General features: G+C 71.8%; 9 protein-coding genes. 5 read left to right on the forward strand and 4 right to left on the reverse strand.

Annotation, left to right across the window (positions count from 1 at the left end):
- Nucleotides 1-2 precede the first annotated feature (2 nt).
- From CHC09_RS18695 to CHC09_RS18705, 3 genes are all read right to left on the reverse strand, one after another.
- Nucleotides 3-2,792: a transglycosylase domain-containing protein gene (locus tag CHC09_RS18695; RefSeq protein WP_089294414.1), complete on the reverse strand. Its 2,790-nt coding sequence runs from the start codon at nucleotides 2,790-2,792 to the stop codon at nucleotides 3-5.
- 141 nt (nucleotides 2,793-2,933) lie between these two features.
- Nucleotides 2,934-7,769, reverse strand: a complete 4,836-nt coding sequence (locus CHC09_RS18700; protein WP_089294415.1) for a DUF4011 domain-containing protein — start codon at nucleotides 7,767-7,769, stop codon at nucleotides 2,934-2,936.
- Between the two features lie 183 nt (nucleotides 7,770-7,952).
- Nucleotides 7,953-9,821, reverse strand: coding sequence for a nucleoside-diphosphate sugar epimerase/dehydratase (locus CHC09_RS18705; protein WP_089294416.1), 1,869 nt, complete (start codon nucleotides 9,819-9,821; stop codon nucleotides 7,953-7,955).
- A 112-nt stretch (nucleotides 9,822-9,933) separates the two neighbouring features.
- On the opposite strand from CHC09_RS18705, the gene CHC09_RS18710 reads away from it, so the two are divergent.
- The 5 genes from CHC09_RS18710 to CHC09_RS18730 are packed head-to-tail and all read left to right on the forward strand — an operon-like array spanning nucleotide 9,934 to nucleotide 15,878.
- Entirely contained in the window at nucleotides 9,934-11,316 is a 1,383-nt protein-coding gene (locus tag CHC09_RS18710) for a tyrosine-protein kinase domain-containing protein (RefSeq protein ID WP_089294417.1), read from the forward strand.
- Nucleotides 11,316-12,326: a glycosyltransferase family 2 protein gene (locus CHC09_RS18715; protein WP_089294418.1), complete on the forward strand. Its 1,011-nt coding sequence runs from the start codon at nucleotides 11,316-11,318 to the stop codon at nucleotides 12,324-12,326. Before CHC09_RS18710 ends, CHC09_RS18715 begins: the two co-directional genes overlap by 1 nt.
- Complete coding sequence (locus CHC09_RS18720; RefSeq protein WP_089294419.1) at nucleotides 12,323-13,390, forward strand: DegT/DnrJ/EryC1/StrS family aminotransferase; 1,068 nt, start codon at nucleotides 12,323-12,325, stop codon at nucleotides 13,388-13,390. The genes CHC09_RS18715 and CHC09_RS18720 overlap by 4 nt, the downstream gene beginning before the upstream one ends.
- A 17-nt stretch (nucleotides 13,391-13,407) precedes the next feature.
- A complete protein-coding gene (locus tag CHC09_RS18725; protein ID WP_089294420.1) occupies nucleotides 13,408-14,691 on the forward strand; it encodes a lipopolysaccharide biosynthesis protein in 1,284 nt (427 codons plus the stop codon).
- On the forward strand, nucleotides 14,688-15,878 hold the full coding sequence (locus CHC09_RS18730) for an O-antigen ligase family protein (RefSeq protein WP_089294421.1): 1,191 nt from the start codon (nucleotides 14,688-14,690) through the stop codon (nucleotides 15,876-15,878). The genes CHC09_RS18725 and CHC09_RS18730 overlap by 4 nt, the downstream gene beginning before the upstream one ends.
- Here the strand turns inward: CHC09_RS18730 and CHC09_RS18735 are convergent.
- On the reverse strand, nucleotides 15,828-17,087 hold the full coding sequence (locus CHC09_RS18735; protein ID WP_089294422.1) for a glycosyltransferase family 4 protein: 1,260 nt from the start codon (nucleotides 17,085-17,087) through the stop codon (nucleotides 15,828-15,830). The two genes, CHC09_RS18730 and CHC09_RS18735, sit on opposite strands and share 51 nt — an antisense overlap.
- Between the last annotated feature and the right edge of the window lie 10 nt (nucleotides 17,088-17,097).

Consider the following 17,097-nt stretch of genomic DNA (forward strand, 5'->3'; position numbering starts at 1 on the left):
GTTCACCAGCCCAGGTAGCTGCGGGTAAGAGCGGCGATCTGCTCGACGACCTCGATACCCGCCTGCTGGTCCTTGTGCCCGTGGGAGAGGACCGACAGCGCCACGTCGGTCTTCTCGCCGCTGACCCGGCCGGTGGTGTTGACGATCCACCGGCCCTGCTCCGTCGAGCGGGAGAGCCAGCCGTTCTTCTGCGCGGTCTGCTCGCCCGCGAAGGACGCGGCGCTGACCCCCCAGGTCTGGTCGGCGTTGACCGACGACATGAGCTGCAGGATCAGCTCCCTGGATTTCGAGTTCAGCGGGCTGCCGGTCGCCGTGAGGGCGGTGACCATCCGGGTCTGGTCCTTCGCGGTGGTCGTGGTCAGGCCGAAGTTGGCGGCCGGGTCGGTGTCGTCGAGGCCGAGGCGCTGCAGGGCCGCGCGCAGCCCGTTGACGCCACCGATCGCGTCGTAGATCTGGACCGCCGCGTCGTTGTCGCTGGCCACGATCATTTTGCGGGCCCGCTCCCGCTCGGCCGAGGTGAGTGTGCGGCCCGTGTCCTGCGCCTGCAGCAGCAGGGCCGCCAGCAGCTCGACCTTCACCACACTGGCGGTCTCGAACTCGCGGTCGCCGTGGTAGTCGTAGCGGTGCCCGGTCTTCTTGTCGACGAGGGAGACCGAGAAGTCTCCGGCGGTGTTCGCGTACTCGTCGAGAGCGCTGGTCAGCCGGGAGACCCGCTCGTTCCAGCCGCCCTTGGCCAGGGACTTGTCGACCAGGTCGCCCTTCTGCGGTCCCGGGAAGACCTTGCCGGGAACCATCGCGACGTCGCCTCCGAGGGTCTCCAGGTCGCCCTTCTGGGGCTGGCCGACCTCGGCCGCCCGCGGGAGGGCGGCCGCCGGCCGGCCCTTGAGGGCGCCGGAGAGGAAGTTCCGGAAGATGTCGTACGGCATGCCCTCGCCGTTGATGGCCTTCCCGTCCTTGGTCCGGATGGGCCCGGGCTTGTCCCGGCCCACCCAGGTCACCACGGCGAGCCCCGGCGCCCACCCGGCCGTCCACGCGTCGGACGAGTCGACCGTGTCGCCGAACTGCTGGGAACCGGTCTTCGCGGCGGCCTGGATCCCCGGGACCCGGCCGTGGTGCTCGACAACCTGGGACAGCACGGCGCCCACGTCCGCCGCGACGCCGCTGTCGAGCACCCGGGTCGTCACCACCTTGTGCCGGTGCAGGACGGTGCCGCCGGCTCCGGTGACCGACACGACGAAGTGCCGTTTCGCGTGGCCGCCGCCGTTGGCCAGGGTCGCGTAGACGCCGGCCAGGTCGGCCGGCTTGACCGGGTACCGGCCGATGGCGATGTCGGAGCGGGTCCGGCCGGGCGACAGCTCGCCCTTGAGATCGACCATGGTGGTCTGGTCGCCGTACTTGTCGGGGACGCCCAGCCGCAGCGCGAGGTCACGAATGCTCTTCGCGCCGATCTGCTCGGCCACCGCGTAGAACGGGGTGTTCAGCGAGTAGACCATCGCGGTGTCCAGCGGGCACACCGGACACTGCAGGTTGCCCACGTTGTAGAGCGGCGCGCCGCCGCGATCGGCGAACACCCGGGGCGAGGTCCCGTTGTAGTACGAGCGGAAGCTGATGTCGTGCTCCTCGGCGGCGGCCAGGACGAGCGGCTTGAAGGTCGAGGCGGCGGGCCGGGCCGCCAGCGCGTCGTCGTAGTAGCCGCGGCCACGGTCACCGCCGTAGTAGGCGCGCACCCCGCCGTCGCGCGGATCGATCGCCACCAGCGCGGTCCGCAGCGTCTCCGGCTGGCCGGCGAGGGCCTTGCCGATGGTCGTGATCGCGGTCTGCTGCGCGCCGGCGTCGAGCGTGGTCGTGATGCTCAGACCGCCCGTGCGGATCTGCTGGCGGCTGTAGCCCGCGGCCACGAGTTCGTCCTCGACCCGGTCGGTGATCAGCCCGAGGGGACCGCCGATGGTGCTGGCGGTGACCGACTCCTTCGCGACCTCCGGGTACGGCGTCCGGTCGGCCGCGCCGACCGGCAGCCAGCCCGCGTCGCTCATCGCCCGGATGATCCACTTCCACCGGTCCAGGGTCCAGCCGGGATCCACGGCCGGGTCACCCCGCGTCGGGTCCTTGACCATCGCGGCGAGCACGGCACCCTGGTACGTGGTCAGGTGGTCCACGGAGACGCCGAAGAACGCGTGGGAGGCGGCCTCGATGCCGTAGGCGCTGCGGCCGAAGTAGATGGTGTTGAGATAGCGCTCGAGGATCTCGTCCTTGGTGAACCGGTGCTCCACCTTCAGCGCGAGCGCCGCCTCCTTGGCCTTGCGGCCGACCGTCCGCTCCTGGGTCAGGTACGCGTTGCGGGCGTACTGCTGAGTGATCGTGGAGGCGCCCTCGCCGCTGTCCCGCACGACGTTCGACCAGAGGGCCCGGGCCAGACCTCGCGCGGAGACGCCGTGGTGCTCGTAGAAGTCACGGTCCTCGGCGGCCAGGAACGTCCGCCGTACGCCGAGCGGCACCCGGGTCAGCGGGACGTCGGTCCGGTCCGTCGCGCCGATTCTCGCGAGGACGGTCCGGCCGTCGCGGTAGTACAGCACCGAGGCCTGCGGCGGCACCGGATCCGACGGCAGGTCCACACTCCAGACATAGCCGGCGGCGGCCACCACCAGTGCCAGTTGGAGCGCGACGACGATCGCGGCCGCCCTCCGCGACCACCGCGGCCATCTCCGGAACCAGGCCACCGGCCACCGCAGCCCGCGCCGGAGGGTCACGATCACCGGATTCGGCTCCCGGTGCTGGGCCTGACTCCGTGGCATGCGGTTCCCCCCTTGAGATGTGAACGCGTTCCACGTCTTCGTTCAAAGACGTGCTCAAGGGGCCTTTTTGGGTAACCGGAGTGTCAATGGTCTCGATTTCGGCCCTCGGTCAACCTTTGCGGCCGCTGATCCGTAGCCGGGCTACTTGCGGGCCGGTTCGTGCCGAAGAATCCGAGGTCGCGCGTTTGGCGCGCGGTCCACGACGGGGGCTTCGACGGCACCGGTACGACCGCTTCGCGCCGCCACCGCCCGCTCCAGCACCGACCGCAGCCGCTCCTCCTCGCCCGCCCGGTCGCGGTACCAGGACAGGGCCCACGCCCGGTGCAGCCGCCAGCCGAGATCGGTCATCACCTGGCCGGTGAGGCGGTCCCGGTCGCGGGCGGCGGGACAGTCGTGGTAGCCCGGGCCGTCACAGCGGATCCCGAGCAGGTAGTCGCCCGCCGGGTCGTCGGGATGGCGGACCGCGATGTCGATCCGGCCACCGGCGGTGCCCAGGCCGGTCCGGGCCGGGTAGCCCCAGGAACGGACCGTCTCCACCAGCGAGTCGACGAACTCGCTGGTGCCGTCGGCGAGGTCCGGGCTGGTGTCACCGGTGCCGTGCTCCACGTGGTCGAGGTAGGCGGCGAGCTGCCGGACGCCCTCGTTCTCCGACGCCGGGACGTCACGGGCCAGGATCGAGGTGACCAGCTCGACCCGGTGCCGGGCACGGGTGATCGCCACGTTGAGCCGCCGCCAGCCGTTCGGGCGGTTCAGGGCGCCGAAGTTCGCGGTGATCCGGCCGGACTCGTCGTACCCGTAACCGATCGAGAAGATCATGACGTCCCGCTCGTCGCCCTGGACCGACTCCAGGCTCTTGACGAAGAAGCCGTGCAACCGGTCGTCGGCGACCAGACGCTCCAGCGCCGGTTGCCCGGCGGCGATCTTCTCCAGCGCCCGCTCGATCGCCTCGGCCTGCGCCATCGAGAAGGTGACCACGCCGAGCGACTGACCGGGCCGGGTGGTGAAGTGGTGCAGGATGCGCTCCGCGACCCGCTCCGCCTCGATCGGGTTGTCCCGGCTGGTCGCCCGACGGTAAACCCCGGCAACCGGGAACAGCTGGACGCCGGTGTCCGGGCCGCCCGTGCCGGGCGCGGGGAACGTGCTCAGCCGTCCCTGGTAGAACGCGTCGTTGGCGAACGCGACGAGCGCCTGGTGCCGGCTGCGATAGTGCCAGGTCAGACCCATCCCGGGGAAGGCACCGCAGGCCTTGGCCAGCTCCAGCACCGACTGGTAGTCGAGCACCTCGGTGTCCGGCGAGCCGCTGAACGCCCGGTCGAAGAAGGACGTGGGCGGGAGCTGCCGGTCGTCGCCCGCGGTGATCAGGGACTGGCCACGGTAGATGCAGTTGATCGCGTCGGCCGGGGTGATCTGGGACGCCTCGTCGAAGATGACCGCGTCGAAGCCGATGTCCGGGGGCAGGGACTGACTCACCGTCAGCGGGGAGGCGAGGACGCAGGGGCGCAGGGCGAGGACGACGTCGCGGGTGCGGGCGATCAGTTCCCGTACCGGCAATTGCCGATCGGCCTTCATCGCCTCCCGCCGCAACAGTCCGGCGGCCGTGCTGTCGCCCGAGGGCCGGCGGGCCTCGACCGCGGCGATGATCTCCCGCGCCGCGATCGCCGCGAGCTTCTCGTCGGCCTGCCGGAACTCGGTGACCAGACGGTCGCGGTCCTCGGCCCGCCAGGGCCGCAGCCGGTTGTCGGTCCGGACCACCGCGTCGACCCAGCCGTGCAGCAGCGCCCGCTCCAGGACGGCGGGCACGTCCGCGCTCTCCAGGTGCTGGTCGGCGCAGAACTCGACGGCCGCGTCGAGGCCGTGGAAGGTGAGCACGTCGCGGGCGTCGAGGCAGGCGAACCACTCGTCCTGGCCGCTGCTGTCGTCCCGGATGTCGCGCAGGAACGCGGCGGCCCGATGGTAGTCAGAGAAACGTTCGCGCAGGTCAGCCTGCCTGGCCGGGCCGAACCCGGCGAGCACGGCCTGGCTCGCCTCGGTCCATTCCTGAGCCCGCTCGGCCAACCCGGCGATCGGCCGCAGGTCCCGCAGCGCGACGACCTGCGCCTCGGTCAGCGGCCCGGAGATCCGGGCCTCGGCCGCCCACTCGACCGCTTCGGCCAGGACCGCGGGATCGATTTCCAGCGATTCATCGGTACGATCATCGAGCGCCGCCTCGGCCCGGGACGCCGCTGACCGCAGCTCGGCCAGCCGCATCGTCTCCGCGTAGTCCAGCGTGCGCCCGGTCGCGGCGTCGAACGCCCGGACCGCCTCCGCCGTCGCCCGCAGGGCCGTGACGTGCTCGGTCAGCCAGATGATCGCCTCGTCGACGGACCCGGCCATCAGCTCCGGCCGCGCCGCCGGGTAGGGCACCGGCCGCAGCGTGGCCTGCCAGCGCGTCAGCGCCTCCCGGGCCTCCACGACCAGCTGGATCAGCTCCGGGTCGGGCGCCGGTGCGCAGACGTAGGCGAGCACCGCCTCCACCCCGGCCGGCGGCGCCGAGGCGAGCGCCGTGGTGGCGACCGAGATCGCCTCGTCGACGGCCGCGAAGTCGGTGGCCCGGCTCTGCCAGTAACGGCCCAGCGTGGTCGCGTACGCGTGCTCCGCCGCCGCCAGCTCCTGGCGGGCCCGTTTCCAGGCGACGGCCGTGCTCAGCCGGTCGATCGCGTCGGCGAGGTGCGCGCTCGGCAGCACGAATCCGGCCAGCTGCCGCTTGTCGCGCCGGTACGCCGCGCGCAGCCGCCCGAGCCCGCGGTGCGTCGTGGCGAACCGCTCGGCCATCTCCTCGATCGGCTGCGCCAGAATCGCCTCGGAGAAGTACGGCCGGGCCTGGATCTCCGCGCCGACCAGCACTTCCAGCGCCCGCCGCAGCGCGCCCGACCCGGCCTGGACACCGGCCAGGCCGCCCGGCCCGAACCAGAACCGCTCCGGCTTGTTCGCCCGCGCCCCCAGCTCGGCGACCGCCGCCACCCGGCAGATGTCCCGGATCGTGTTCGCCCGGGGCAGGCCCAGCTTGGCGATGACCCGGTCGACCGCGCGGCGATGCTTGTCGAGCTGCTCGGCGGCCCTGGCGAAGGAGTCGGCCAGTTCGTCGGCCTCGGCCGCGGTGAGCGTGTCCGGCTGGACCGCCCCGACCAGCGCGTCCAGGGACGGCACCGCCGGCACGTCGTCGGCGGACGGCAGGTCGCTCCAGTTCACGCCGGCACGCTGCAGGACCATCTCGGCGGCTCCGGACGCGGCCGCCAGCTCGTCGCCGCGCCGCTCCGCGGCCTTGCGGACGGGGCCCAGGTCGGACGCGGTCAGCCAGGAGTCGGCGACCCCCTCCGGCCGCCGGCCGGCGTGCTCGGCGAGCCGGGCCAGGGCGGCCGCGTCGTCCGGTCGCCGCAGGCCGAACGCCTTCGCCGCGGGGTCGGCGATCCGGGCCGCGCGGGCGAGCGCCGCCAGCGCCTTCTCGGCCCGGCTCAGCGCGGGGTCGAGCGGCTCGCGGGTGATGACGTCGCGCCAGAGCAGGCCGTCGCCGTCGACCATGGCCCGCCAGGAGCGGGACAGCTGGTCGGTGGCCTCGCGGACCCAGCGCATCACCTCCGGGGTGAGCGAGCCGGGGGTGATCGTGGGTACCGGCGCGGCCGGGGCTCCGGAGAGCCCGGCGCAGCGGCCGATGATCTCGTGGAGGCTGGTGCCCAGCGGCTGCCGAATCTCGTTCATGGCGTACGCGTAAGCGGTCAGCAGTTCGCGGCGCTCGCGCAACGCGCCGCGATCCACCATCGGCCCCTCGCCGGGGGTCTCCGGCGTCTCGTCGATCGCCGCGGCCAGCAGCGTCGCCACCTCGCGGCGGCCGGCCTGCTGGCCGTGCAGCTCCAGGATGTAACGCTCCAGCCCCGCCTCGGCGAGCCGGTTGCGGACCACGTCGAGCGCGGCGACCTTCTCGGAGACGAACAGCACCCGCTTCCCGGCGTGCAGGAGCGCGCCGATCATGTTCGCCACGGTCTGCGACTTGCCGGTCCCGGGCGGCCCGTCCATCACGAAGCTCTGCCCGGCCAGGGCGGCGGCCACGCAGGCCCGCTGGGACGAGTCGGCGTCGAGGACCAGCGGCACGCTCTCGGGCGGCGCGAGCCGGTCCACCTCCTCCGGCCTGATCGGGGTGAACCGGAACTGGTCGGTCTGCCGCCGCTGGTCGGTGCTGGCCAGCGCGCGGACCACCGGGTGGGCGAGGATGCGCGCCTCGTTCTCCCGCAGGTCCCGGTAGATCGCCTCCTTGTGGAAGGTGAGGCAGGTGAGGACGACGGTGCGCTCGATGTGCCAGCCGTGCCGCCGGGCGACCATGTCGGTGAAGTCCGACCAGAACCGCGACGGGTTCAGCTCCACGCCCGGCTCCAGGTTCGGAACGGCGATGTCGGACTGCCGCAGCCGCAGCGCCAGCGCCGGGTTGATCACCGCCTCCTCGTCGCGCAGCCGCAGCCGGGGGTGCTCGCCGACCTCACCGGCGACCAGCTCGGCCGGGAGCAGCAGCAGCGGGCTGGCGTAGCCGATGTTCTGGCGGCCACGATCGTCGTCGTCCTCGACCGGCCGCCAGTGCAGCAGTCCCAGCGCGAGATGCAGGACGGAGACGCCCCGGTCGAGGTACTCCTGCTGGCTGCGGCGCAGCATCCGGCGCAGCAGTGGCCCGAGCGACCGCTCGGACACCTCGGTCCGGAACACGTCGCCCGCGGCCTCGGCCGCGCCGAGGCCGGTCAGCGCGCAGGTCGCGCCCCGGGTCAGCGCGGTGACCACCTGGTCCGGCTCGGGCGAGGTGATCTCCAGCAGGTCGGCGTTGCCGGCCGAGAAGTTGATCAGCCGATTGTTGTCGCCGAGATCGATCAGGCTTTCGCGCCAGGCCCGCAGCGCCGCGTGCACGCCGGCTCGCACCGGCCTCGGCTCGGGCCGGTCGTCCTCATCCCGGGGTCCCATGTACCCGATTGCAGCAGTGCGAAAGGCTTTCGCGCTGGAAAATCGGATTCTTCGTCTTTGTCGGTTCCGGTCCGGTTCGCCGCGACACCCCGGCAAACCCTCACCAGACCGCTTCCCACCATCAGATCCGCCGTCGCCGGACAATACCGATTTCCGCGTACGACCGGGACCGGCGCGCGGGTTTCATGCGGTCAGGTGGGTCTCCTTGCGGAGAGCGGGCGACGGGGACGAGGTCGGGCTGTAGCAGGCCTCGGCGAGCCGGGCGATGAGCACCGCCGTGTCCGGGCCACCGGTGAGGTTCCCGATCGAGGCCGGATCCAGAGGCGGGACCTCGCAGTGGGAGATGAGCGGATGGAGCGGCCGGCGATCCACCTCGTCGCTGCCGAACAACACCTCCGCCAGCTTCTCCCCCGGCCGCAACCCGGTGTACTCGATGGGGATGTCCTTACCGGACAGGGCGACCATCTGGTTGGCGACCTCGGCGATGCGGACCGGGGCACCCATCTCCAGGACCAGGGCCTCGCCGTCCTCACCGATCGCCGCGGCCTGGATGACCAGAAGCACGGCCTCCTGAATGGTCATGAAGTACCGGGTGACGTCCGGATGGGTCACCGTGACCGGGCCGCCTTGGGCGATCTGGGTGCTGAAGGTAGTGAAGACCGAGCCACGGCTGCCCAGGACGTTACCGAAGCGGACGCTGAGGAACGTGCCGGTCCGGCGGCGGGCGGTCCAGGCCGTGAGCCGCTCGGTGATCCGCTTGCAGTAGCCCAGGACGCTCGCCGGGTCGGCGGCCTTGTCCGTGGAGATGTTCACGAACCGCTCCACCGATTCCGCCGCGTCCAGGACGTTCAGGGTGCCCACCACGTTCGTCTTGACCGCCTCGGCCGGATAGCGCTGCAACAGGGCGAGATGCTTCAGCGCGCCGGCGTGGAAGACGACGTGCGGACGACGGGTCCGGAAGATCTCCCGCATGCGGGCGGCGTCCCGCAGGTCGGCGAGGATCACCGCCGGATCGTCGAGGCGGGCCAGCGGATCGATGGAGAGCTGCACCGCCTGCAGTGACGTCTCGTCCCGGTCCAGCATCATCAGCTCCGCCGGAGCGAAGTGGTGGATCTGCCGGCACAGCTCGGAGCCGATCGAGCCGCCCGCCCCGGTCACCAGGACCCGCTTGCCGGTCAGGTAGCTGCCGATCTGCGAGAGGTCGGTGTCGATCTGATGGCGCCCCAGCAGGTCGGTGACCTGCACCTCCCGGATGTCCCGGACCTCCACCGAGTGATTGATCAGCTCACTCATCGACGGCACGATCTTGAATTCCGCCCCGGCCGCCGCCGCCCGGTCCCGGATGTCCCGGACCAGGGCCGCGTCCGCGTTGGCGACCGCGAAGATCACCAGCTTGGCGGTGGTCCGGGCCAGCGCGTCCGAGATGGCCTCACGGGTCCCGAGGACCGGCACACCCCAGAGGCGCAGGTGCCGCTTGCGCGGGTCGTCGTCGATCAGGCCCACCGGCAGGTAACGGCCGTTCGGGTCGTGCAGCATCGAGTCGACCAGCGTGGCGGCCGCGGACCCGGCACCGAAGAGGATGGCCGGCGCGGCACTGTCGAGATCGGGGCGCATCCGGCGGGACAGCTGGAGACGCCGCGCGTAGCGGACACCGAGCATCAGGGTCACCGCGACCGCGCCGCCGATCGCCGGCACCCCCACCGGGGTCGGCTGCGTGGAGAGCAGCATGACGATCACGGTGAGGACCACCGTCGTAGCGGCCGTGGTGGAGGCGACCGCGCGGGTCTCCTCGAAGCCGGCGAAGCGGTACCGGCCCTGGTACAGGTGCCAGGCTTGACCGATCACCGCCTGCAATATCAGGGCCAGGACGGTCGCCAGCAGCGCGCCGGCCAACTGGTCGCGGTTGGGCGCGACGTCATAGCGGGCGAGGACGGCCGTGAAGAGGCCGATCGCCCAGGCGACACCGTCCAGCAGCAGAAGCAGCAGGCGTGCGCCGCCGCGGTGTCTCCAATGGCGCTCGGGGACATCCTGAGCTGCGAATCCGCCACTCATGCCGGGGAGCCTAGCAGCATAAATAATGATTAAAACGTACTTTTTCGATACCAAGGTAATGCCTGATACATCCTCATATTGTGGCAAAGAGTCACGGAACGGGGAGGTCTGGGTGGGCCTACGCGATTACCTCCGTGTCGCCCGAAGACACTGGTGGCTGCCGCTGATCTCGGTGGTGCTCGCGTTCGGCGTGGCGCTGATCGTCAACCTGAACACCACGCCGGTCTACGCGGCCCGGGTCACGTTCTTCTTCTCCACCCCGCTCGCCAGCGTCTCCGAGCTCTACGGCGCCAGCATGTTCAACGCCAGCCGGCTGGCCACCTACGCCAAGTTGCTGACCAGCGACGAGGTCTGCGATCCCCTGGCCGAGACGCCGGGGGTGGGCCTCGACGCGCAGCAGGTGCGCAAGGCGATCTCCTCGGAGACCCTCCCGGACACCGTGATGATGGAGGTGAGCGTGGCGGACCGGGACCGGGACCGGGCGCTGCTGCTGATCACCCGGCTGACCAACCACTTCAAGAACGCGGTGGAGGAGCTGGAACGCCCGTCGCCGACCGAGCCGTCGGCCGTGAAGGTCACCGTGGTCTCCGGGCCCGCGCTGGACGAGGACCCGATCGCACCGAACCCGGTACGCAACTTCGCGCTGGCGATCATCGCCGGGCTGGTCGTCGGGGCGGTCGGGGTGGTGAGCCGGGAGCTGGCCGACCGCACCATCCGCACCGCGGAGGCGTTGCAGGTGCTCGCCTCGGCCCCGGTGCTCACCAGCGTGCCGATCGACGAGGGCAGCCTGTTCGGGTCGCCGAGCGCCTCGGCGCTGACCGAGGCGCTGCGCGCGGTGCGCACCCGGGTGCAGTGCGCGGCCGCCTCGGACTCGGTGAAGACCCTGGCGGTCACCAGCGCGGTGCCCGGCGAGGGCCGTTCGACCACCGCCTGTGGACTGGCCCTGCTCTTCGCCGAGTCCGGGCAGCGGGTTCTGGTGGTCGACGCCGAGCTGCGCCGCCCGCGGCTGGCGGCGTTCCTGGGCCGGGAGGGCTCCGCGGGGCTGAGCGGGGTGCTGGACGGGACCGCGGCGCTGGAACAGGTGCTCCAGCCATGGGGTGCCGGGCTGTGGCTGCTGGCCGGCGGGCGCACCCCACCGAACCCGAGCGAGCTGCTCAGCTCGCCGCGGATGACGCAACTCGTCGACGACGTACGCAGGAGATTCGATGTGGTGATCTTCGATTGCCCGCCACTGCTGCCGGTGACCGACGCCGCCGTGGTGGCGGCCCGCACGGACGGCACGCTGCTCGTGGTGCGTGCCCGCCGGACCACGTCCGCACAGGTCACCGGGGCGATCCGGACGCTGGACGCGGTCAACGCGACGCTGCTGGGCTGCGTGTTGAACATGGTGACCCGCAAGGGCCCGGACGCGATGCCCAATTACGACTCGTACCTCGCCGGACCGAAGCCGCCGAGCCGCGGCCGGGGCGGCTGGCGGATGCAGGCGGTGGCCTGATGACCGACCTTCCGTACCTGACCGTGATCGTTCCGTGCTGGAACGAGGGGCGGTTCGTCGACGCGTTCCTCGACTCCGTGAAGGCGCAGAGCTACCCCGCCGACCGGATGGAGATCCTGTTCGTCGACGGGTTGAGCAACGACGGCACCCGGACCATCGTCCGCGAGCACGCGCTGCGCGAGCCGAACCTGCGGCTGCTCGACAATCCCGGGCACAGCAAGCCGGCCGCGCTCAACCGGGGCATCAGCGAGGCCCGCGGCGACGTCATCATCCGGCTCGACGTGCACGCCGAGTACGAGAGCAACTACCTGCTCAAGTGCGTCCACGGCCTGCTGAGCAACCCGCAGGCGGACAACGTCGGCGGGATCCGCCGGTCGCTGCCGCGCGACGACACCGCGCTGGGGCGGGCCATCGCCGTCTCCGCCACCGACACGTTCGGCGCGGGCGGGGCCAGATACCGCACCGGAGTGGGCGGTCCGCAGTGGGTGGACACCGTCTTCGGTGGCTGCTACCGCCGGTCGGTCTTCGACCGGGTGGGGCTCTTCGACGAGCACCTGGCCCGGGCTCAGGACCGGGAGTTCAACCAGCGGCTGCGGGCGTCCGGCGGCAAGGTGCTGCTGCTGCCCGACATCACCAGCACCTACTACGCGCGCAGCGACTTCCGGGAGTACTGCTCGTGGACGTTCGAGGAGGGCTACTGGCCGTTCCGGGCCAGCCGGGCGGTGGGCCGCTGGATCGGGTCGTTCCGGAACGTCGTTCCGGTCGGCTTCGTCGCCTCGCTCACCGTCGGCGCCCTGGCGGCACCGCGGAGCAGAGCCGCCCGCTGGGCCACCGCCGGCGCTCTGGGCCTCTACGGCGCCGCCGCGCTCACCTCGGCCGGCCGGCTCGCCTGGCGGCACCGGGACCCGGCACTGCTGGTGACCCTGCCGATCGTCTTCGCGACCACGCATGTCGTCTACGGGGTCGGGTCGATCTGGGGTGTCCTCGATCCGGCGGCCCGGCGCGGATGAGCACGGTCCTGCACTACTACCGGGGACGTGTCGCGCTGCACGCGACGCTGCGGGCCCTGCACGTGTCGGCCGGGGACGAGGTCGTGGTGCCGGCGTACACCTGCGCGGCGGCGATCGAACCGCTGCTGCGGCTCGGCGTACGCCCGGTCTTCGCCGACATCGACCGGGACGCCCTCAGCCCCGATCCGGCGGCGACGAAGAAACTGATCAACGACCGCACCCGGGCCGTGATCGTGCAGCACACCTTCGGCTATCCGGCGCGGATCGCCGAGGTGCCCGTCCCCGTCATCGAGAACTGCGCGCACATCGGACCGGGTTCGATCCCGGCCGGCGATCAAGGCGTCGCCGCCTTCTACTCGTACGAGTGGGGCAAGCCCGTCGTCGCCGGCGTGGGCGGGGCGGCCGTCGTCCACGACCCGGCCCTGGCCGCCGAAATGCACACCCGGTACCCGCTCTACACCGCCCCGCCCCCGGGCCGGGAACTGGTGATGGCCGCCGAATACCTGGCCTACCGTCTCGCCGCGGACACCGGCGTGCTGTGGCGGGTGCGGACGCTGTACCGGCGGCTGGCCGGGCTCGGCGTCGTGACCGGCTCGTACGCCGAGGATCCCGAGCGCACCCCGGAGTACGGCTGGCGGATGATCCGCGGCGTCCGGCAACGGCTGCCACGGCGGGTCACCGCGGCATTGCGGGACATCGACGTACGGCGGAAAGTGCTCGCGGCATATGAGCGGGGCCTGGACCGGATCGGCGTGTCGCACCACCCGCGGCCCGGACCGGAGGCGGTCCCGCTGCGTCTCCCCGTGCGGGTCTTCGGCAAGGACGACGTGCTGCGCGAGGCGGCCGCGGCGGGCGTCGAGCTCGGCGACTGGTACCGCACGCCGGTCCATCCGCTCTCGGGACGCGAGCTCGCTGCGGCGGGATACCTGGAGGGGTCCTGCCCGAACGCGGAGTGGGCCGCGAAGCACCTGGTCACCCTGCCGCTGCGGAGCAGCCTCCGGCCGGCCGACGTGAACCGTGCCCTGCACCTGTTCGACCGGCTGAAGGCAAGGGGTCATGTCTGACCCGGCCGAATCGGCGCATGCCCACCGGTGAGCACCACGGACTCCGGTCACTGCTGCGGCACATTCCCGCCGCCGTGCGGCGCGACTATGCCACCACCCTGGTCGTCCAGTGGTTCGTGCTCGGCACCGGCCTCTACCTGTTCCACCTGGTCGCACAGCGCGGCAGTGTGGACGGCTTCGCCTACTACCAGATCGCCCGGAGCACGGTGAGCACGTTCGGACCCGTCCTGCTGCTCGGTCTCGGCGTGGGTCTGCAGCGGTACCTGCCGCAGACCGAGCACACCACCCGCCTGCTCGCCCGGCACGCGCTCTACACCGAGGTCGCCGTGGTGACCGTCGTCGGCCTGGCCGGCGTGGGGGCCGGGCACTGGATCGCCGCGCTGCTCGGGCTCCCCGGCGGACGACCCGCGGTCGCCGCCATCATGATCATGCTGGGTGGCAACTGTCTGTGCGCGATCGGGCTCTCCGCCCTGCGCGGCAACCACCAGGTCGTCGACTCGAACCTGGTCTCCGGGGTGGGCCTCGGGCTGATCCCACTGATCGCGTTCGCCACCGCGGACGGGATCGAGGACTTCCTGATCGTCCAGGGCCTCGGCACCGCGGCGGTCGGGGCGTGGGGCACGCTGGTGGTGCGCCGGCACCCGACCTCCGACCTCCAGGAGCAAGAGCCGACGATCAAGACCCTCATCGCGTACGGCGTACGCCGGATGCCCGGCGAAGTGGCCCTGCAAGGGCTCTTCACGTTCCCGACCTTCGCCGTCGCCGTGGCGATCCCCGGCGGCCCGGAGGCCGGCTATGTCGGGTTCGCCACCTCGGCGGTCACCCTGATCTGCTCGTTCTTCGCCATGCTCACCCCGGTCCTGATGCCCCGGCTCAGCCGCCTGTTCCACCGGGCCGACGAGAGCCCGGGCGTGCGGAAACTGCTCACCGTGCTGCCGATGCTGGGCGGGCTGATCGCCACCGTCCCGACCGCGGCGATCCTGGTGTCCGCACCGGTGCTGGTGCACCGATTCCTGGGCGCCGAGTTCTCCTCGGCGGTCCCGATCCTGCGGCTCGGCGTGCTCGCCGCGATCCCGCTGGCCGTCTTCTACGCGGGTCGCCCGGCGATGGACGTCCTGCTCGAGCCGAAGTTCGTCAGCCGCATGCTGCTCGTGTGCCTGGCTCTGGAGATCGTGGTGACCGGCATCGCGACGGTGTTCCTCGCGCCACCGGACGCGGTGGTCCTGGGGCTCGCGGCGGCCGCGACGGCGCTCGGGATCGACGCGGTCGGGCTCACCGCGCGCGCCCTGCGCAAGCGATGACCGCCCCGGCCGCGGCCCGGCCCGGGCTGGTCGTGCTGATCGCGTTCGTGGTCGGCCTCGCCGGCCGTTTCACCCTGGGACGGGTCGGCGTGAACGTTCCCGTCCTCAACGACGTACGCGTGCCGTTGTTCCTGGCCCTGCTTCTGGCCCTGGCCTTGGAGACGCAGCACACCGTCCTACGCCCCGCCGCGAACGGTTACGCCCTGCTCGGCATCCTGGCGCTCTTCGCCTACCAGGCGCTGTCGGTGGTCTGGGTGCCCCCGGGCGCGGTGATCGGCCCGATGATCGGCGACCTGCTCGCGGCCGCCGTGCTGCTGATCGTCTACTTCACCCTGGCCGTCTGGGACCGGGACCAGGTCACCGCGACGACCCTGAAGCTGTTCCACATCGCCGCCTGGGTCTACTTCCTGGCCGCCGCGTCCGGCCGGGGCCACACGGCGAACGGCCGGTGGGCGGCGCTCGGCGGCGGCCCCAACGTCTTCGTCCGGCTGATGATCCTCGGCATGATCACCTCGCTGTACCTGTACCTGCGCAACGGCGAGCGGGTGATCTGGCTGGCGCCGGTCCCGATGTTCCTGTTCGGCGCGATCGCGTCCGGTTCCCGCGGCGGTCTCGTCGGGCTCGCCTTCACCATCGCGGTCGCGCTGCTGGCGATCCGGCCGCGGATCAACCTGCGCCGGATCGCCAAGCCGCTCGGCCTGGTCGCCCTGATCGGCGCGGCCCTGGTGATCACCGCTGGGCCGATCATCGCCGGGTTCGTGCAGCAACGGTTCATCGACGCGACCGTCGGGAAGGGGTACGCGTCGGAGCGGGACGTGCTGTTCGAGCTGGCGATCCAGATCTTTCTGCAGCACCCGCTGCTGGGAACCGGCCTGAACGGCTTCACCACCGTCAGCGGCCTCAGCAGCGAGCTGTACGTGCACAACCTGCCGCTGTCCATCGCGGCCGAGGGCGGGTTCGTCGGGCTGGCGCTGCTGGTGCTGGCGTGGCTGAGCCTGTGGCACGCCTACATCGCGGTGCCGCCGTCCGACCGCAGCCTGGAGGCCCGCACGGCGGCCTACTGCGGCATCTTCGTCGGCACCACCGACCTGTTCTCCGGCGACTACTACGACGCCCGGCTGATGTGGGTCATGCTGCTACTGGCCGCCGTGCACCCGGCTCGCGCTCCGGCCCCGATCCCGCGGTAGCCCGCCGGTCCCGGCCGCCCCGACCAGCACCTCTTCAAAGCTGTAGAACAGCAGATCGCGATCGAACACGTTGCGGGCGAGCTCGCTCGACGCCGTCCGCGCCGCCCCGCACGCCACCGGGTCCCGCACGAAGGTGGCCGCCACGGCGGCGGCACCCCCGGGATCGTCCGGCGGCAGGAGCAGGCCGGCCCCGGTCTCGGCGATCAGTTCGGCGATCCACCCGCCGTGGTTCACCGCGACCGGTCGCCCGGCGGCGAAGGCGTCGAGGACCTTGTTCGACGAGTCGCTGCCCAGTTCGGGAAGGTTGATGGTCAGGCCGGTCGCCAGGTCACAGGCGGCGAAGAAGGCCACCACCTCTGCCTTGGAGACCGGCCCGAGCAGGAACAGGTTCCGGTCCAGCACGCCGAGTTCGGCAGCCAGCGACCGGATCGGTTCCCGCATCCGGCCGTCGCCGACGATCACGATCCGTACGTCGGAGTCGATGTCCGCGAGCCGGGCGGCCATCCGCACGAGGTAGTCCACGCCGTTGACCACCCCGAGAGTTCCGGCGTACAGGATCATCGGCCGGTCCTGCAGCCACGGCGTGGCCCGGCGCAGCTCCGCCCCCGCCCGATCCGCATCGGCGCCGGCGAACAAGTCCCGGTCTGAACCGTTCGGCACGACAGTGACCGGGACGTCGGGGAATCGGCGCCGGACGCTGGCGGCCATACCCGCGGAGGCCGCGATGACGTGCACCGACCGGTGATAGGCCCACGCCTCGAGCCGCCGGGCGGCCCACCGGCTGGCCGGAAAGCGGAGCGCGCCCATCGCGATCGGCACCTCCGGCCACAGGTCCCGGATCTCGAACACCATCGGCACGCGCCGGCGCAGCGCCGCGTACGCGCCCGGGATCGCCACCGTCAGCGGCGTGCTGGTCGCGAAGACGAGGTCGGTCGGCTGGCGCCCGGCGACCACCGCGGATCGGCCGACGAAGCTGAGGAACGACCAGATCCGGCGGCCGTACGACATCTTGTTGTCGTACGGCACCGGAAGCCAGTGCACCACGATGCCGGCCTCGGTGCTGATCCGGACCCGATCGCCGTCCGGATCTCCGGTGATCATCCGGACCTGGTGCCCGCGCTCGACCAGGCGCCGGGCGAACTCGTAGGAGCGCGTCCCGCCGGACATCTCGGGCGTCTTGAAATACTGGTGGATGTAGGTGATCCGCACTGAGTCCCCC

Source organism: Actinoplanes regularis, assembly GCF_900188005.1.
GTDB lineage: Bacteria > Actinomycetota > Actinomycetes > Mycobacteriales > Micromonosporaceae > Actinoplanes > Actinoplanes regularis.